This window comes from Pseudoflavonifractor capillosus (assembly GCF_016899775.1).
GTDB lineage: Bacteria > Bacillota > Clostridia > Oscillospirales > Oscillospiraceae > Lawsonibacter.
In genome coordinates this window covers 17,590-34,417 of the sequence record NZ_JACJJE010000035.1, presented here as the reverse complement: position 1 = coordinate 34,417, position 16,828 = coordinate 17,590, and the positions used below count along the sequence as shown (strand labels likewise).

Below are 16,828 nucleotides of genomic sequence, written 5' to 3'. Positions count from 1 at the left end.
ACCCCCTGATGTAGTACTTCCATTTTCCTACATCAGGGGGCGTTTTGTCTATTGTCCGCTTTTACGGGTTCAGTTCAATGGAGAGGCGGACGCTTTCTTTTTACGGAAATCAGAAATACTGCTTGATGCCCTCGGGGGCCAGGTCGGGCTCGTCGCTGATGGTGATGGTGAACTTGATGCCGTTCTTCTCGCCGAAGTTGTTGAGCCAGTTCAGGAAATCCTCCACATCGTTGTAGCCGTCGGTGGGGACGATCTTGGTCAGGCTGTCGATGAAGATGTGGGTGATGTCGTAGTTGCCGGCGTGCAAGCCGGAGATAAAGCCCTTCAGGGCGGTGAAATTGGCCACGTCGTACTCGCTGGAGTCCACCAGCCGGATCTGATAATGGATATCAAAGGTCAGCTTGCTGCCCTTTTCGATGCAGACGACATTCCCGTGCTCGCTCTGGACAGCCTCGTTAATCATGTCGATCATCTGCTTGGTCTTGCCAGTGCCCTTTTTACCCATGATGACTCGAATCATGTGAATCACTCCTTAATGGATGTTACCAGGGACCGGGGTCCCTCGTTGATATACTAACTTTACCATATCACGCCCTGATTTTCAACCGGAACATTGTGAATTTTTTTGCCGCGGGCCTTCCAATGGCTGGGCGGGGCGGGGAGCCGTCACTGGTCCCCCTCCAGGAAGTAGCTGGCCTCCATGTCGGCGGTGGCCAGGGCGAAGGCCAGGGGGTACTTCTGAAGGGCCTGGCCCACGGTGCGGGGGTCCTCGGTGCCGGAGAAGCCCATGTGCCAGCGGATGGCCATGGCCTCCTCCCGGGTGAGGCGGATGAAGCCGTTGATGATGTACACCGACTTCTCCCCGTGGCCGTAGGGCAGGGGGTCGTCGAAGGTGTAGGTGGGCACCCGCTCCCACTGTCCCGTGGCGTCGTTTTTCACGTTGCGGAAGCCCTTCTTATAGCAGCCCACCTTGCACACGTCGTGGAGGAGGGCCACCACGGCCACGCTCTCCTCGCTGTACTCCAGACCGTACAGCTCCTGGACCCGCTCCCGCTGGAGGTAGTCCACCAGACAGTGGTACACGTTCAGGCTGTGCTCGCACAGGCCCCCCTCACAGGCCAGGTGGTACCGGGCGGAGGCGGGGGCGGTAAAGAAGTCGCTCTTGGTCTCCAGGTAGTTCAGCAGGGCGTCCGCCCCGGGGCGGGTGATCTTCTCTTTGAAAATTTCAATAAATTCCTCTTTGCAGGACATGGGATTCCCTCCAAGGCGGCCCAGGGCCGGAATTGTTTGACGCCGCTATTGTACCATAAAACAGGCGGCGGCGCCAGACCGTCCCGTCAAAGAAAAAGCGCCCCTCCCGCTGGGGGAGGGGCGCAGATGGGGCGGAGGGCCGCCGCCGGGCTCAGGGGGATGCCGGGGGGAGTGTCTCCTCCACCAGCTGCCACACCGCCTGGGCGGTGAGGCCGTCGCAGCGGTACTCCACCAGAGTGCCGTCCCCGTGGAGCACCCCGAAGGAGAAGGACAGCCCCCCGGTGTCCTTTTCGTTGGCCCGGGCCGCCACCACCTGGAGACTCAAATCCTCCGCCCGGAAGGTGGGAAAATTCACCGTCTCCCGGTATTCCTCCGGCACGCTGTCGCACCAGGGGATGGAGTACAGGCTCAGGTCATACTCCTCCGGGCGGTTCACATCCGCCAAATGATAGGTGGGCGTCCCCTCCGGGAGCGAGACCGTGACGCTCACGTCGTCATACCCCCGGGACCAGCGGACGGTGAGCCGGTTTCGCACCCCCTCCTGATAGGACAGGGCGGCGTAAAACTCCCCGTAGCCGGGGATGTCCGTCTCCGGCAGGTAGGGGGCGAAGGCGGCCTGCTCCCGGGCCTGCTCCAGACAGGAGAACGTCTCCTCCCGCCAGGCCGGGACCTCCCCGTTGGTAAGCAGGTCCCCCAGATACACGCCGCCGGAAAGCGTCTGGCCCACCAGCAGGGCGCTGTACCAGGCGGCGGCATCCATAGAGTCCTCTCCGGCGGTACACGCCGCCTCAAAGCGTACCCCCACCTCCCCGGCCATGAACTCGCTGACGCACCGGGCGTCCGGAACGCCGTCGCCGTTGAGGTCCTCCCTGCGGCTCCAGCCGGTGACGGGGGTGCCGTTGACGTGGGTGGTCTCCAGATCGGAGTAGAGACCGCACTGGAAGGGCAGCTCCCCCGGGCGCAGGGTGAGGGTGAAGGAGAGCGCCTGAGCGGCGCTGTTCCCCTTGAGGGTGAGCCACAGCAGCTCCCCCTCTCCGTCGTACAGGGCGGAGCCGGACAGGAAGAAGTTCCCCCAGAACAGCATCCAGGGCAGGTCCCCGTCCGCCCCCTCCGGCTTGCCCTCCGGCCCCCAGAAGATCTTCTGCACGTCCTCCTTGGTCAGCTCCACGGAATAGGAGCCCGCCAGCATCATGCGGCTGGGGGAGGTGTCCGCCGCCGGGCGGTCCCCTACGTCCGGATAGTGGATGTAGGGAATGGCGGGCAGGAAGGCCGTGCCTGTCGTTTCAGAACCTTCCACCTGAAAGCCGGATTCCCGGTTCTCCCCGCTGTGGGAAGAGGAATCCTCCGGCGGGGAGGAGACGGCAGGGGGAACACAGGCGCCGCTTCCCGTCTCCCCTGGGGCGGACAGCCGCCACAGCCCCAGTCCCAGGGCCAGAGCGCAGCAGGCGGCCAGAGCCGCCCACTTTTTCCAGGCGGGGGAGAGCGGTCTGCGCCGCCGCTCTGTCCGGGGCTGCCGGCCGATGGCCAGCAGTTTTTCGTGCAGCTCCGGCGAGACGGTCTGCCGGTCAAAATATGATTTGTAGGATTCCATGCTGATACTCCTCTCTGTTATGGAATATAAGCCTATTTCGGGTCCAAAAGCTCCCGCAGCCGCTCCCGGGCCCGGGACAGGCGGGAGCGGACCGTACCCGGGCGGCATTTCAGGATGCGGGCGATCTCCTGGGTGGAGAAGCCCTCATAATAAAATAGGTGGATCGCGGCCCGGTCCTGAGGCGGGAGTGCCCGAAGCTCCTCCCACAGGGGGCGCTCCGCCGGTTCCGGGGCGGGCAGTTCCTCCCACAGAGGCAGGGTCTCCCGCCTCCTGGACGTCCGCAGACGGCTGCGGCAGTTGTTGACCAGCACCCGCATGAGCCAGGCCCCCTCGTCCCTCAGGCCCTCCGGCGCCTTCTCCCAAAAGGCCAGAAATGTGTCCTGCACCGCGTCCTCGGCCTCCTGACGGCTGCCCAGAATAGCCAGGGCCGCCCGGTACAGGCGGTTCTCCTGGGACTGGACCAGCTCCTCCCAGTTGTCAGTGCGGTCTCCCATGGCGTCCTCCCCCTTCTGCTCTCTCTATCCGTCCAGACGCATTCGGAGGGGAAAATGTTGCGGGAGCGCAAAAATTTTTCTCCGGGGCGGGGGAGGTGGGAGCCTCTGCCGGGGCTTCACATTTTCCTCAACTTGTTACAAAAATATTAAATACATGGGGCGGAATTTTAAGGGGCAGATTTTCAGCTCATTGGGAAAATATACAAATTTGGTTTCAAAAATGCCAAAAATGCGTTAATTTTGTTACTTTAGCGGAGGAAAATTATGAATATTCTCTTAACTTTTCATTAAGAGTGAGGAAATAATCTTGTAATATTTAAAAAGCGTGCTATGATAGTGTTCACGCAGCGGGAGTATGCTGCGCCCTTTGTTCCAACAACAGACTTAAAGGTGATTTGATATGAATATGATTCGATTGGTTGAGTCCTTCAACCTATTCCTAGCTGTTCTGTTCACCGTGGCCTATTTTTATCAGCTGGTTTATTTGGTGATCGGCCTGGTGAAGCGCCGCCGCTGGAAGCAGGCGGAGGCGGCCCAGTACCACCGCTACGCCGCCGTGATCTCCGCCCGGAACGAGGCGGGGGTGATTGGAGAACTGATTCAAAGCTTAAAGCAGCAGAATTATCCCGCCCATCTGCTGGACATATACGTGGTGGCCGACAACTGCACCGACGACACCGCCCAGGTGTCCCGGCGGGCGGGGGCCATCGTCTATGAGCGGTTCAATCAGAGCAAGAAGGGCAAGGGCTACGCCCTGAACTTCCTGTTCCGGACCCTGGCCCGGGAGGGCCGGGATCAGTACGACGCCTATTTTATCTTTGATGCGGACAATCTGGTGGACCCCAACTTCGTGCTGGAGATGAACAAGGTCTATGACCAGGGCGGCTATGGGGCCATCACCTGCTACCGCAACTCCCGGAACTTCGGGGCCAACTGGATCTCCGCCGGCTACGCCATCTGGTTTTTGCGGGAGGCCCGCTTCCTCAACTTCCCCCGGATGCTTCTGGGCACCAACTGCCACGTGTCGGGCACCGGCTTCCTGATCTCCGCCGACGTGATCCGGGAGAACAAGGGCTGGCCCTACCATCTGCTCACCGAGGACATCGAGTTCTCCGTGGGCTGCGCCCTGAAGGGCCGCCGCATCGGCTACTGCGACAAGGCGGTCATCTATGACGAGCAGCCCACCGCCTTCCAGCAGTCCTGGGACCAGCGGCTGCGTTGGTCCAAGGGGTTCTATCAGGTGGACGCCAAGTACGGCATGCAGCTGGTCAAGGGCTTCTGCCGCAAGCCCAGCCGGAAGAGCTGGTCCTGCTACGACATGTTTATGACCGTGGCCCCCGGCATGCTGCTCACCCTGGTCACCATCGCCTTCAACCTGGTGGTGTGCCTCGCCTGCCTGGGTCAGCCCATGTACATCATCCGCGCCATCCTGGACGTGTCCGGCAGCTTCATGGTGTCCACAGTGAGCAGCTTTTACTTCGGCCTGCTCCTGTACGGCCTGCTCACCGTCCTGTGTGAGTGGAAGCAGATCCAGATCCCCAATTACAAGAAGATCCTGTACGTCTTTACCTTCCCTCTGTTCATGTTTACCTACATCCCCATCTCCCTGGCCGCTCTGGTCCGGAAGGTGGAGTGGAAGCCCATCTACCACACCGGCAGCCAGAAGACTCTGGGCAAGGCCGCCTGAGGCGCCGGTTAAAAAAGCAAGCCCGCACGGAACTTCCGTGCGGGCTCCAGGCTGTCGAAAAAGTCCAAAGGACTTTTCCGACAGCCTGCAAAAATGCCATTACTTTTGCGCCGCTGTTCGGCGCAAAAGTCCTTGCTTCGCTCGCCGGAATCCTTGCACGGCAAGGCTTCCGGGGCATTTGATCCCATTCGAGGCGGGCGGCTGCCCCCTCGAGCTCCCCCGCCCTGTCTCAGGCGGATTTGATTCTGCACAAGTTTTTCGACATGAGAAAGCCCGCACGGAACTTCCGTGCGGGCTTTTGGCATGCCGGGAAAAGTGGTGGTGCGCAGCCGGTAAAAAACGGGAGTCCGCAAAGCGGACTCCCGTTTGAAATCAGGGATGAATCTGCGGCGCAGATCAGTCGGTGACGTAGGGCAGCAGGGCGACCTGGCGGGCGCGCTTGATGGCCTCGGTCAGCTGACGCTGATGCATGGCGCAGGTGCCGGTGGTGCGCCGGGGCAGGATCTTGCCCCGCTCAGAGGTGTAGCGGCGCAGCTTGGCGGCGTCCTTGTAGTCGATGCACTCCACCTTGTCCACGCAGAAGGCGCAGACCTTGCGGCGCTTGCGGCCGCGGGGGGCGCGGTTATCACGTTCCATAGCCATGAGAGAAACCTCCTTTTACGACCAGATACGGTCAAAGTTAAAACGGCAGCTCGCCGTCGTCGTCAGAGAGCTCGGCAAACTGGTCGCCGCCCGCAGGGGCGCCAAAGCCGGAGGGTGCCGCGGGCGCGGCCGGGGCGGAATAACCGCCGGAGGAAGCATATCCTCCGCCCGAGTAGCCGCCGGAGGAATAGCCGGAATTGCCATATCCTCCGCCGTCGCCGTCCCGCTTGGAGTCGCCAAAGTAGACCTGGTCGGCCACCACCTCGGCGGTGGTGCGCTTGTTGCCGTCTTTGTCGGTCCAGTCGCGGATTTGCAGCCGGCCCTCCACCACGGCCATGCGGCCCTTGGTGAAATAGCGGCTGACAAACTCGGCGGTCTGGCGCCAGGCCACCACATCGATCCAGTCGGTGGCCCGCTCGCCGGTGTTGCGATCCTTAAAGTCCCGGTCCACAGCCAGACGGAACGAGGCCACAGGGGTCCCGGTCTGGGTCCGGCGGAGCTCCGGGTCACGGGCCAGACGGCCCATCAGGAAAATCTTGTTGAGCATAGCTGTGCCCTCTCCTTACTGGTCCTTGCAGACGATCAGGGAACGCATCACGCCGTCGGTGATCCGGAAGATACGGTCCAGCTCAGCGGGGATGGCCGCGGCGGCGTTGAAGGTCATCAGCACGTAGTAGCCCTCCATCAGGTCGTTGATGGGGTAGGCCAGACGGCGCTTGCCCCACTCGTTCACCTCGGAGACAGTGCCGTTGGCTTCCACCACGGACTGGAACCGGGCCACCAGGGCGGCAATCTGCTCCTCGCTCAGAGAGGGGTCCAGGATATACAGCGCCTCGTAGTTTGCATTGATCTTTGCCATTGTCATTGCACCTCCTTATGGTCTTATGGCCCCCGGAACAGCCGGGAGCAAGGGATGTGCCCGTTTGTATCTGGAAACAGGCTTAACTATTATATAAGATTTTGGGAAAATGTCAAGGGAATTTTCTTGTTTTTCCAAAAAATGCGGCTCTGGAGGCAAATCAGCTCCCATCCCGCCGCCGGAACCACACCCGCCCGGCCACCGCCCCCGCCAGGAGGATGTTTCCGCAGAAGTACAGCCACACCAGCAGGATGATCAGGGAGGCCAGGGAGCCGTACACCAGGGAGTACCGGGAGGACATGCCGATGAACCAGGAGAACAGCACCGAGCAGGCCACCAGGGCCCCGGCGGAGAGGAGGGCGGTGAGGCGCAGGACCTTTTTCTCCCGGCGGAGGGGGGGCGGCGTGCCCATGCGGTACACCGCCAGCACCAGCAGCAGCACGCAGAAGAACAGCAGCAGGTAGCGCAGCCAGCCCCACAGCTGGGACAGCAGCCGCAGGGGGATCAGCTCGGCCAGGGGAGGGGGCAGGCGCTCCTCCAGCACCTGGAAAAACCAATCCCCGGTGAAGATGACCACAATGGACAGATAGATGGTCAGCAGAAAGAGCAGGGAGAGGATCACGCTGACCGCCACCCGGCGCAGGCTGCTGACGTGGCGGACCTGATAGAGCTCGTCCATGGTTTTCAGCAGGGTGCGCAGCCCCGCCGAGGCGGAGAGCAGGATGGTGAACAGGCTGGCCAGGAGCAGAGGGGTGGATTGGCTCTGGGGGATGCCGGAGACATAGGTGAGATACTCCAGGATGATGGACAGGCTCTCCCGGGGCAGCAGAGGGTCCAGGGCGGAGAACACCGCCTCCGGGTCCAGCTCCAGCAGGCCGATGAAGAAGTTGACGCACACAAGCAGGGGAAAGAGGGTCAAAATCAAAAAATAGGCCAGGGAGGCGGCGGCCCGGGACACCCCCAGACGGCCGTAGGTCTGGACCATATCCCGGACAAAGAGCACCGGGGGCAGCTGGAAAAACGCTCCGCGCATGGCGGGGACCTCCTCTCCGGATGGTGGGACCAGGATCAAGGATAGCAGGGAACGGGCGAAAATTCGGGCGGTTTTTCGGGAAAAGCAAAAAGCCGCCTGCAACGCAGACGGCTTGTACCTTGCCTACAAACAGAAACTCAGGCCAGCTTGCTCAGCTTGATGGTCATGCTGCTCTTCTTGTGGGCGGCATTGTTCTTGTGCAGCAGGCCCTTCGCGGCAGCCTTGTCCACCGCCTTGACCGCCACCTTGTAAGCGACATCGGCCTCGCTGCGGTTGCCTTCCGCCACCGCGGCCTCAAACTTCTTGATCTCGGTCTTCAGCGCGGACTTCGCGGCCTTGTTCTGCATGGCCTTGGTCTGGGATACCAGGACACGCTTCTTGGCAGACTTGATATTCGGCAAACCAAACACCTCCTCCGATTTTAAAATAAAGTATGATTTGAGTATCGAAACTCTGTGCGGATATGTATTATAACATTGAGGTCTGGAAAAAGCAACTGTTTTTTTCAGAAAATTAGAAAAAGGTTTTTCCTGTCCTCCTGTGCAAAAATCCGCTGGGTGGCGGACAGACTAAGGGGAGCAGACGCCCGCCCCCGGGGAGCGGCCGGGGTCCGGGCGGGACCCGGCGGGGGAGGGGCACACAAATTTATATAAGGAGGGGACCCATATGCGCCAGCGGAGAACAGACCTGGCCCTGGAGGCCAAGGAGCTGTGGGAGGAGAGCGCCCGGCAGACCGCCAGGCTGGAGGGGGTGGCGGCCTTCACGGAGACCCGGGAGGGTTTTTTGACGGAGACGGTGGAGATTTTGGACGAGCGGGGGGAGAAGGCCCTGGGCAAGCCGGCGGGGCGGTATGTGACCCTCACCATGGACGGCCTGGCCCGCCGGGAGGAGGGCGCCTTTCCCCGGGCGGCCCGGGCGGTGGGGGGAGAGCTGGCCCAGCTCATGGACGGCGTGCCCGACCGGGGGCTGGTGTTGGTGGTGGGGCTGGGCAACCGGGCCATCACCCCCGACGCCATCGGCCCCAAGGTCCACGAGCACACCCTGGTGACCCGCCACCTGGTGGAGCAGATTCCAGAGCACTTCGGGGCCTTCCGGCCGGTGGCCTCTCTGTCTGCCGGGGTGCTGGGCACCACGGGGATGGAGAGCGGGGAGCTGGTCCAGGCGGTGTGCCGGAGGCTGAAACCCGCCTGCGTGGTGGCGGTGGACGCCCTGGCCTCCCGGTCTCTGAAGCGGCTGTGCCGGACGGTGCAGCTGTCCGACACGGGGATCGCCCCCGGCTCCGGGGTGGGCAATCACCGGTGGGCCCTGGACCGGGCCTCCCTGGGGGTGCCGGTGCTGGCGGTGGGGGTGCCCACGGTGGTGGACGCGTCCACCCTGGCCGCCGACCTGCTGGGGCAGGAGGAGCTGCCCCCTCTGGGAGAGGGGCGGGATCTGCTGGTCACCCCCAAGGACATCGACAGCCAGGTGGACGATCTGGCCAAAGTCATCGGCTATGGAATCAGTTTGGCCCTCCAGCCGGGGCTGGATGTAGCGGACCTGGACATGCTTCTGAGCTGAACCGAGCCGATGACTTTGCGGGGGCGCAGCCCCCACGCGCGAAGCGCGTCAAGCGTTTGCCGCAGGCAAACCTTGGCGGAGGCGGAATTTACTTCCGCCGAGCATTTCAATCCCAACGGGTCCCCAACGCCCAGCTTGTCGAAAAAGACTTTTTCGACAAGCTGACCGCACTTTTCAGAACGTTAAAACGTTCTGAAAAGTGGTTTGATTGCACGTGAAAGACAACCCTGACGGTTTTCTTTCACACTATCTTTCCTTCCGAACCTGTTGGCCAACCGTTTTTTGACAGGCTGCCCAGCGCACTTTGTTAGGGCGTTGGGAGCATCGGCTACGGCATCAGCCTGGCCCTCCAGCCAGGGCTGGATGTAGCGGACCTGGACATGCTTCTGAGCTGAACCGGGCGGTCCGCCCTGTTTTTGTGCCGGAGGGGCAGGAACCTCTTGACAAAGGGCGAAAAATGGGTTATGATACTTCAACGATTTAAAGGTTGAAACCATTGAAGTATCAGTAACGGGGGGCCAGCCCCCCTTGGGAAAGGACCGACATAAGATGCCTATCACCGATTTGCTGGAGCGCAACAGCAAGCTCTACGGGGATGAGATCGCCCTGGTGGAGATCAACCCCGAGGTGCAGGAGACCCAGCGGGTCACCTGGAAGGAGTACGCCCTCATTCAGCCCACCTCCACCGCCCCCTACCGCCGGGAGATCACCTGGTCCGTCTTTGACGAGAAGGCCAACCGGGTGGCCAACCTGCTGCTGGGCCGGGGGATTCAGAAGGGCCAGAAGGTGGCCATTCTGCTGATGAACTGCCTGGAGTGGCTGCCCATCTACTTTGGAATTTTGAAGGCGGGGGCGGTGGCCGTCCCCCTGAACTTCCGATATACCGCCCAGGAGATCGACTACTGCCTGAAAAAGGCGGACGTGGACGTGCTGTTCTTCGGCCCGGAGTTCATCGGCCGGGTGGAGGACATCGTCCCCAAGATCTCCAGCCAGATGCTGCTGTTCTTCGTGGGGGACACCTGCCCCTCCTTCGCCGAGGACTACCACCGGGCCACCGCCAACTGCTCCTCCGCCGCCCCCAAGGTGCTGGTGGACGACGAGGACGACGCGGCCATCTACTACTCCTCCGGCACCACCGGCTTCCCCAAGGCCATCCTGCTGCGGCACCAGTGCCTGCTCCAGTCTGCCCGGATGGAGGCCATCCACCACGAGACCAAGCACGAGGACGTGTTCCTGTGCATCCCGCCCCTGTATCACACGGGGGCCAAGATGCACTGGTTCGGCTCGCTGTTCACCGGAAGCCGGGCGGTGCTGCTGAAGGGCAACTCCCCCCAGGCCATCTTTGACGCGGTGTCCGGGGAGAAGTGCACCATCGTGTGGCTGCTGGTGCCCTGGTGTCAAGACATCCTGGCCGCTCTGGACCGGGGGGACCTGAAGATCGAGAACTACCAGCTGTCCCAGTGGCGGCTCATGCACATCGGCGCCCAGCCGGTGCCCCCCTCCCTCATCCGACACTGGATGAAGTACTTCCCCCACCACAAGTACGACACCAATTACGGCCTCTCCGAGTCCACCGGACCGGGGTGCGTCCATCTGGGGATGGACCACATCCACAAGGTGGGGGCCATCGGCGTGCCCGGCTACGGCTGGAAGGTGAAAATCGTGGACGAGAACGACGTCCCCGTGGAGTTCGGGGAGGTGGGCGAGCTGTGCGTCCAGGGCCCCGGCGTGATGACCTGCTACTACCACGACCCGGAGGCCACCGCCGAGGTGCTCAAGGACGGCTGGCTCCACACCGGGGACATGGCCAAGCAGGACGAGGACGGCTTCTACTTCCTGGTTGACCGGAAGAAGGACGTGATCATCTCCGGCGGCGAGAACCTGTACCCGGTGCAGATCGAGGAGTTCCTGTCCGCCTACCCCAAGGTCCACGACGTGGCCGTCATCGGCCTGCCCGACCACCGGCTGGGGGAGATCGCCGCCGCCGTCATCCAGGTGAAGGAGGGCATGACCTGCACCGAGAGCGAGATCAACCAGTACTGCACCGATCTGCCCCGGTACAAGCGGCCCCGGCGGATCATCTTCGCCCCCGTCCCCCGGAACCCCACCGGAAAAATCGAGAAGCCCAAGCTGCGGGAGAAGTACTGCGGCGTGCGTCTGGTGGAGGCCCAGAACCGGGGCTGAGGCGGACACAATTTCTTCATACTTTCTTAACACCCGGCCGGAAAACCAACAAAAATTTGGTTTTCCGGCCGCTTTTTTCGCCGCGGCGTCCGGCAGGTTTCCACAAAATCGCCGGAATTTCTCCGTGATTTTCTCGTAACTTCCTGTAGCTTTTTGAAGGAAATTGTAATCTTAACGACTTCTTAACGGTTTTAGCGAAAATCTTAACACGCAAGCCCTTCCCCTCCTGTGAAATTTGTGGTAAAGTCGACGTAAGCTCGAGCCAATTCCTATGCAATTTTGTGTATCGGATCTAAAACAATTTCGCAAGGATATGGGAAGAAGGTAGATATCTCTATGATGGAAATTAGCCTTAATATGTACCATGCCGTAGCGTTGGGCGCCGTTCTGTTCTGGATCGGCGGCGTGATCACCGACAAGGTGAGCATCCTGAACCGCTACTGCATCCCGGCTCCCCTGGTCGGCGGTCTGCTGTTCTCTATTATTAACTGCATTCTGACCGTCAGCGGCGTAGCCAGCATCACCTTTGACGGCACCCTGCAGACGGTGTTCCAGAACCTGTTCTTCACTACCGTCGGCTTCACCGTCAGCATTCCGGCCCTGCTCCGCGGCGGCAAGTCCGTGGTCCTGGTCCTGATCCTGTCCATTATCATGATCCCCATCCAGAATGCTCTGGGCGGCGGCATCATGCTGGCCTTCGGCCAGGATCCCCTCATCGGCATCGGCATCGGCTCCACCGCTCTGATCGGCGGCCCCGCCACCGCCGCGGCCTACGGTCCTGAGCTGGTGAAGGCCGGCGCCCCCGCTGGCGCCGACGTGGCCGCTCTGGCGGCCGCCACCTTCGGCCTGGTCTCCGGCTCCCTGATGGGCGGCCCGGTGGCCCGCAGCCTGATCGTCAAGCACAACCTGCGCTCCACTGAGGGCCATGCGGCTGCGGCCAAGAGTGCCGAGACTCTGGCTGCCGACGTGGCCGGCGAGGATGAGTCCTTCACCTCCGCCAGCCCCCGCTTCGTCAAGGGCTTCATGCTCCTGCTGGCCGCTCTGGGCATCGGCGCTCAGATCAGCGTGTGGCTGACCGACCTGACCGGTCTGACCTTCCCCTCCTACATCGGCGCCATGCTCACCGCCGTGGTCATCCGCAACGTGATGATCGCCGTGAAGGTGGAGTATCCCGACCAGGAGATCGACACCATGGGCACCATGTTCCTGTCCATCTTCCTGGCCCTGGCTCTGTCCAGCCTGAAGCTGTGGGAGCTGGTCGACCTGGCTCTGCCCATGATTATCTGCCTGCTGCTGCAGTGCGTGGTTATGGTCATCTTCTCCTACTTCGTGGTGTTCAACGTCATGGGCCGCGACTACGAGGCCGCCGTCATGTCCGCCGGCTTCATCGGCTTCGCCATGGGCGCGACTTCCAACGCCATGGCCAACATGCAGGTGGTCACCAAGAAGTATGGTCCCGCTCCGGTCGCCTACTTCGCCATCCCCATGGTTGGCGGTATGTTCATCGACTTCTTCAATGCGGTGCTCATCACCTTCAACATCAATCTGTTTGTGGATATGTTCCACTAATTCAGATCCCCTGTTTACAAAATCCCGTCCCGCGCAAGCGGGGCGGGATTTTTTTGCGTCTGGACGCGGAGGTGTCCGGGCGGCCGGCATGGGCGGCCCCTGGGGGAGGGGGCGGTGCGGACGGGGAGGACCCTGGCGGCTCCCGCCCGGGAGCAGAAGGGGCGGCAGCCCGGAGAAGCGCCGCAGGGGCGGGAAGCCGCCCCCCGGCGCGCCCACGGAGATAGGGGGAAGCCCAGGCGCGGAAAAAAGGCCCCAGGCGCGCCGGAGGGCGCGCCTGGGGCCTTTGGCAGCAGAGAGCTGGGGGGATATCTATGCCGCCGGAAGGGCGGAGCCGCCCCCGCGGACGGCCGGAACAGATGGGGCGGCGGAAGTCACGCCGCGTCGGGCAGCTGAAGGGCGGTCTGTACGGTAAAGCGCTGGCCGTTGTAGTCCACATCCAGCCGGGCGTGGTACTTATGGGCCACGGAGCGCATCTGGGCCATGCCGAAGCCGTGGGAGGAGGGCTCATCCTTGATGGTGAGCAGACGCCCCTGTCCGTCCGTCTTTACATAGCCGTCAAAGGTGTTTTCACACCGCAGGACCAGGAACCCCTTGAAGATGCGGGCCCGGAAGAGAATGGACCGCTCCCGGCCCTCCGGGGTGCGCACAGCCCCCTCCACGGCGTTGTCCAGCAGGTTCATCAGCAGGGCGCACAGGTCCTCGTCGGGGAAGGGCAGCTCCTCGGGGACGAGGGCGGTGACCCGGAAGGACACGCCTGCGGCGCGGGCCCGCCCGGCGGCGTCCTGGAGGATGGCGTTGACCACGAGGTTGCTGCTGTACAGAAGGGGAGAAGAGGCGGCGCTCTCCTCCTTCCAGTCGGCTACGCACCGCTCCAGCCCCTCCAGGTCCCGGGCCTGGAGCATGGAGTCGATGGCCAGCAGGCGGTGCTTGAACTCGTGGCGCAGGGCGGCGCTCTCCCGCATCTTCTGCTCCAGCGCCCGGTAGTTTTCCATCACCAGATGGTTGCGCAGGGCCAGCACCTGGGACTCCTTCTGGGTGCGGAGAATGGCGCGGACCAGCGTCCAGGCGGCCAGCAGGGCGCAGAGCATAATGGCCCACAGCGTCGCCCAATAGAGGATGCGGATCAGGTTTCCACTTCGGAGGAGGGCGGCCGCGGTCCCCGCGAAGGTGCCGGCCCAGGTGTGGTTCCGGGCCGCCGAAAAGGCGGAGAGGGCCAGCAGACCACCCATGCCGGCGGCGGTGAGGATTCCAAAGAGCCGCCAGAAGCCGCGCCGGCGCTGGAGCGCCAGGTAGGCCGCCATGACCAGGGCGGCCAGGACGATCATCCACGGCCCGGACAGGGCGGACAGGACCGACTGGGGCAGAACGTCCCCCTGGTACCGGACAGCCAGCTGCTGGACCGTGCGCAGCGCGGCCGCCAGCATGGGCAGCAGCAGCTGCCAGTTTGGCGTGCCCCGGGCCGCGTTCATCAGAAACAGCCCCCAGAACAGGATCAGCGTCCGGGTGGACATCTCCGCCGGAAGCCCGTAGCCGTTGGCGTCCGGGAAGCGGAGCACAGGGGGCGCAGAGATGGAGGAGGACGGGGAGGCGGGGCGCAGGACCATGGTGAGGGTCTCCCCGCCTCCGGCGGGCAGCGTGAGCTGGACCGGCCCCAGCTCAGAGCCGTCCATGGAGGCGAGGGCGACGGAGTACCACACCTGCTGCCCATCCAGATAGACGGCGGTCTCCAGTCCGCCGGCGTCAAACATCAGCCGCGTCTCCCGGGCACGATCCTCCGGGAGGGTGAGGGAGAGCTGGTACGACTCCCCCTCCTCCAGCGGGGGGAGCGCGGCGGCGGAGTCCAGCGCCCGCTGGCCGCCGTCGGCGGACACCACAGCCGCGGTCTCCCACTCCAGGGAGCGCAGAGGCGCTCCCGACTGGGGGATAAAGCGCACAAGATTGGTCAGGCCGATGCCGACGATGAGAAAGGCCAGTGCGTAGGCCCAATTTGTTAGTTTTTTCGTATCTGCCGCCTCCTTTGGTTCGCGTCGCCTCTACTTTACCAGAGAACGGTGGCGATGGCAAGAGCGGTGCGGCGGTTTTCGACAGGAACCGGCCGGACGGGGCGCGGCCGGAACTCGCCGGAGCTGCGGAGAAAAAACCGCTGGAATCACCGGATTCCAGCGGTTTTCGGCGTTCTCAGGGGGCGCGGGGAATGAGAAATCAGATCTTTTCAAACTGGGTCACGTCGGATACGAACAGGGTGGCCCCGCCCACTGTGACCTCGGTGGGGTAGGGGGCGGACGGCGTGGCCAGCTGCACATTGGAGGAGATCTTCTCCGTCCGGCGGGAGCAGTGCTCCCGGATGATGGAGATGGCCTGGGGCACCCGCTCCTCCGGAGTGCCGATGAGCAGGGTGGTGTTTCCGCCGGTGAGGAAGCCGCCCGTGGAGGACATGCGGGTGAAGTAGTAGCCCGCCTCGGTCAGAGCGGCGCACACCTCGCCGCTGTCCCGCTTGTTGATAATTGCCGTGATCATTTTCATAACAACTGCTCCTTTGCGCCGGGCGGTCTGCGCGGCCTGCTCCAGCCGTCTCCAGATGTGGACGCGCCGGGCATAGAAAATCAAGCCGAGGGTGCCGGTTATGACCTCCGCAATGGGGAAGGCAAACCAGGCATAGGACAGGTCGATGCGGGAGAAGAACCAGAACACAGGGATCAGACAGAAGATCTGCCGGGTCAGAGAGAGAAGGATGCTGGGCAGCGCCGCCCCGATGGCCTGGAAGAACACCGGGAAGATCAGGGAGAGCACTGCGGGCAGAAAACTCAGGCCGATGATGTGAAAGGCGTGGGTCCCGATGGCAAAGACCTCCGGCTCTGAGGTGAACAGCCCCAGAAGCTGTGCCGGGATCAGTTCAAAGCAGGCGATCCCCACCAGCATAAACACCATGGCCAGCACAATGGAGTCCTTTACCACCCGCTGGCAGCGGGAGTAGGTCCCCTTGGCGTAGGTGTAACTCAGCAGGGGGACGATGCAGGTCTGAAGGCCGTTGAGGGGGATGAAGAAGAAGGACTGGACCTTGTAGTACAGGCCCAGGACGGTGACGGCCGCGTCGGAGAAGCCCGCCAGGATCAGGTTCAGGGCCATGATGTACACGGTAAAGAGCATCTGCATGAAGATGGAGGGGTAGCCCAGCTGATAGATCCGGGCCGCGTAGGCCAGAAACAGCTTGGGGGCCGGGGGCCTGCGAAATCCGGAGGAGACGATCACCGCCGCCAGCACCTGACCGGCCACCGTGGCGTAGGCCGCCCCGGCCACCCCCAGCTCCGGGATGGGGCCCAGTCCGAAGATCAGAAGGGGGTCCAGCACGATGTTGGTGAGGGCGCCGGCGATCTGAGCCGCCATGGGCAGGCGCATATTGCCCCGGGCCTGGTGCACCTTGCTCCAGTTGCTCTCCAGAAATACGCCGATGCTGCCCACGCAGACGATCATGCCGTAGGTGACGGTGTACTCCGCCACAGCGGGGGTATCGGTGGAGGAGAGGGCGAAGGGCCGCATCAGAAGGGTGCTGAGCAGGGCGAACACCGCCCAGCTGAACAGGGCCAGCACGGTGCCCATCCCGGCGGTGCGGTCCGCCGTATGGTGCTTTCCCCGACCGTCCAGGTGGGACATCAGGGTGTTGACGCCCACGCCGGTTCCCACCGCGATGGCGGTGACGATGAGCTGCACCGGGTAGATGATGGACAGGGCGGTCAGACCGTCGTTGGAGTATTGGCCCACAAAGTAGCTGTCCACGATGTTGTACATGGCCTGGATCAGCTGGGCCAGCATGACAGGGGGCGCGATCCGCAGCAGGATGGCCCAAATGCTCTCTGTATCAAAAAGACTGTCGGCAGAACTGGTTTTCATGGTAAGGCGGTACTCCTGGGCAGTAGTTTTGGGAGGGGAACAGGCGGCGGCCGCCGCGCCCGATCCCTCAAAC

16 protein-coding genes are annotated in these 16,828 nt (G+C 62.8%); 4 read left to right on the top strand and 12 right to left on the bottom strand.

Annotated features, from left to right (window positions below):
• Positions 1–109: 109 nt before the first annotated feature.
• The 4 genes from H6B31_RS11210 to H6B31_RS11195 form a co-directional block, all read right to left on the bottom strand.
• Positions 110–520, bottom strand: a complete 411-nt coding sequence (locus tag H6B31_RS11210; RefSeq protein WP_087291965.1) for a hypothetical protein — start codon at positions 518–520, stop codon at positions 110–112.
• A 146-nt stretch (positions 521–666) separates the two neighbouring features.
• Positions 667–1,251: a 3'-5' exoribonuclease YhaM family protein gene (locus H6B31_RS11205; protein ID WP_204898589.1), complete on the bottom strand. Its 585-nt coding sequence runs from the start codon at positions 1,249–1,251 to the stop codon at positions 667–669.
• Positions 1,252–1,402: 151 nt separating this feature from the next.
• The gene (locus H6B31_RS11200) at positions 1,403–2,842 is read right to left on the bottom strand and encodes a hypothetical protein (protein WP_204898588.1); all 1,440 of its coding nucleotides are present in this window, start codon (positions 2,840–2,842) and stop codon (positions 1,403–1,405) included.
• Between the two features lie 32 nt (positions 2,843–2,874).
• On the bottom strand, positions 2,875–3,336 hold the full coding sequence (locus H6B31_RS11195) for an RNA polymerase sigma factor (protein ID WP_204898587.1): 462 nt from the start codon (positions 3,334–3,336) through the stop codon (positions 2,875–2,877).
• A gap of 400 nt (positions 3,337–3,736) precedes the next feature.
• On the opposite strand from H6B31_RS11195, the gene H6B31_RS11190 reads away from it, so the two are divergent.
• The gene (locus H6B31_RS11190) at positions 3,737–5,023 is read left to right on the top strand and encodes a glycosyltransferase family 2 protein (protein ID WP_204898586.1); all 1,287 of its coding nucleotides are present in this window, start codon (positions 3,737–3,739) and stop codon (positions 5,021–5,023) included.
• 396 nt (positions 5,024–5,419) lie between these two features.
• Here the strand turns inward: H6B31_RS11190 and rpsR are convergent, their stop codons facing one another.
• The 5 genes from rpsR to rpsT form a co-directional block, all read right to left on the bottom strand.
• Complete coding sequence (gene rpsR, locus H6B31_RS11185; protein ID WP_430691897.1) at positions 5,420–5,659, bottom strand: 30S ribosomal protein S18; 240 nt, start codon at positions 5,657–5,659, stop codon at positions 5,420–5,422.
• A 43-nt stretch (positions 5,660–5,702) separates the two neighbouring features.
• Entirely contained in the window at positions 5,703–6,212 is a 510-nt protein-coding gene (locus tag H6B31_RS11180; RefSeq protein ID WP_087289287.1) for a single-stranded DNA-binding protein, read from the bottom strand.
• 15 nt (positions 6,213–6,227) lie between these two features.
• Complete coding sequence (rpsF, locus tag H6B31_RS11175; RefSeq protein WP_204898585.1) at positions 6,228–6,524, bottom strand: 30S ribosomal protein S6; 297 nt, start codon at positions 6,522–6,524, stop codon at positions 6,228–6,230.
• A gap of 160 nt (positions 6,525–6,684) precedes the next feature.
• Positions 6,685–7,557 carry a YihY/virulence factor BrkB family protein gene (locus tag H6B31_RS11170; RefSeq protein WP_204898584.1) on the bottom strand — a complete coding sequence of 291 codons (873 nt, stop codon included), beginning with the start codon at positions 7,555–7,557 and terminating at the stop codon, positions 6,685–6,687.
• Positions 7,558–7,694: 137 nt separating this feature from the next.
• Positions 7,695–7,958 carry a 30S ribosomal protein S20 gene (gene rpsT, locus H6B31_RS11165; RefSeq protein WP_087289292.1) on the bottom strand — a complete coding sequence of 88 codons (264 nt, stop codon included), beginning with the start codon at positions 7,956–7,958 and terminating at the stop codon, positions 7,695–7,697.
• Positions 7,959–8,223: 265 nt separating this feature from the next.
• Between rpsT and gpr the strand changes: the two genes are divergently transcribed.
• The gene (gene gpr / locus H6B31_RS11160) at positions 8,224–9,114 is read left to right on the top strand and encodes a GPR endopeptidase (protein ID WP_204898583.1); all 891 of its coding nucleotides are present in this window, start codon (positions 8,224–8,226) and stop codon (positions 9,112–9,114) included.
• Between the two features lie 549 nt (positions 9,115–9,663).
• Positions 9,664–11,298 carry a class I adenylate-forming enzyme family protein gene (locus H6B31_RS11155; RefSeq protein ID WP_204898582.1) on the top strand — a complete coding sequence of 545 codons (1,635 nt, stop codon included), beginning with the start codon at positions 9,664–9,666 and terminating at the stop codon, positions 11,296–11,298.
• 16 nt (positions 11,299–11,314) lie between these two features.
• On the opposite strand, the gene H6B31_RS11150 is transcribed toward H6B31_RS11155, so the two are convergent.
• The gene (locus tag H6B31_RS11150; protein ID WP_204898581.1) at positions 11,315–11,512 is read right to left on the bottom strand and encodes a hypothetical protein; all 198 of its coding nucleotides are present in this window, start codon (positions 11,510–11,512) and stop codon (positions 11,315–11,317) included.
• A gap of 143 nt (positions 11,513–11,655) precedes the next feature.
• Here H6B31_RS11150 and H6B31_RS11145 point away from each other — a divergent pair, with 143 nt between their 5' ends.
• Positions 11,656–12,867 (top strand): sodium/glutamate symporter, encoded by a 1,212-nt coding sequence (locus H6B31_RS11145; protein WP_243418998.1) that lies wholly within the window; start codon positions 11,656–11,658, stop codon positions 12,865–12,867.
• Positions 12,868–13,238: 371 nt separating this feature from the next.
• Here the strand turns inward: H6B31_RS11145 and H6B31_RS17715 are convergent, their stop codons facing one another.
• Both H6B31_RS17715 and H6B31_RS11135 read right to left on the bottom strand, forming a co-directional pair.
• On the bottom strand, positions 13,239–14,801 hold the full coding sequence (locus H6B31_RS17715) for a GHKL domain-containing protein (protein ID WP_204898579.1): 1,563 nt from the start codon (positions 14,799–14,801) through the stop codon (positions 13,239–13,241).
• A gap of 268 nt (positions 14,802–15,069) precedes the next feature.
• The gene (locus H6B31_RS11135) at positions 15,070–16,755 is read right to left on the bottom strand and encodes a cyclic-di-AMP receptor (protein WP_204898578.1); all 1,686 of its coding nucleotides are present in this window, start codon (positions 16,753–16,755) and stop codon (positions 15,070–15,072) included.
• Between the last annotated feature and the right edge of the window lie 73 nt (positions 16,756–16,828).

What these genes read in the sequence shown, in the direction of transcription:
- H6B31_RS11145 (WP_243418998.1), top strand. Translation starts at nt 11,656, where the DNA reads ATGTACCATGCCGTAGCGTTGGGCGCCGTTCTGTTCTGGATCGGCGGC.
- H6B31_RS11180 (WP_087289287.1), bottom strand. Translation starts at nt 6,212, where the DNA reads ATGCTCAACAAGATTTTCCTGATGGGCCGTCTGGCCCGTGACCCGGAG.
- H6B31_RS11200 (WP_204898588.1), bottom strand. Translation starts at nt 2,842, where the DNA reads ATGGAATCCTACAAATCATATTTTGACCGGCAGACCGTCTCGCCGGAG.
- rpsF (WP_204898585.1), bottom strand. Translation starts at nt 6,524, where the DNA reads ATGGCAAAGATCAATGCAAACTACGAGGCGCTGTATATCCTGGACCCC.
- H6B31_RS11155 (WP_204898582.1), top strand. Translation starts at nt 9,664, where the DNA reads ATGCCTATCACCGATTTGCTGGAGCGCAACAGCAAGCTCTACGGGGAT.
- H6B31_RS11195 (WP_204898587.1), bottom strand. Translation starts at nt 3,336, where the DNA reads ATGGGAGACCGCACTGACAACTGGGAGGAGCTGGTCCAGTCCCAGGAG.
- H6B31_RS11135 (WP_204898578.1), bottom strand. Translation starts at nt 16,755, where the DNA reads ATGAAAACCAGTTCTGCCGACAGTCTTTTTGATACAGAGAGCATTTGG.
- H6B31_RS11210 (WP_087291965.1), bottom strand. Translation starts at nt 520, where the DNA reads ATGATTCGAGTCATCATGGGTAAAAAGGGCACTGGCAAGACCAAGCAG.
- H6B31_RS11205 (WP_204898589.1), bottom strand. Translation starts at nt 1,251, where the DNA reads ATGTCCTGCAAAGAGGAATTTATTGAAATTTTCAAAGAGAAGATCACC.
- gpr (WP_204898583.1), top strand. Translation starts at nt 8,224, where the DNA reads ATGCGCCAGCGGAGAACAGACCTGGCCCTGGAGGCCAAGGAGCTGTGG.
- H6B31_RS11170 (WP_204898584.1), bottom strand. Translation starts at nt 7,557, where the DNA reads ATGCGCGGAGCGTTTTTCCAGCTGCCCCCGGTGCTCTTTGTCCGGGAT.
- rpsR (WP_430691897.1), bottom strand. Translation starts at nt 5,659, where the DNA reads ATGGAACGTGATAACCGCGCCCCCCGCGGCCGCAAGCGCCGCAAGGTC.
- H6B31_RS11190 (WP_204898586.1), top strand. Translation starts at nt 3,737, where the DNA reads ATGAATATGATTCGATTGGTTGAGTCCTTCAACCTATTCCTAGCTGTT.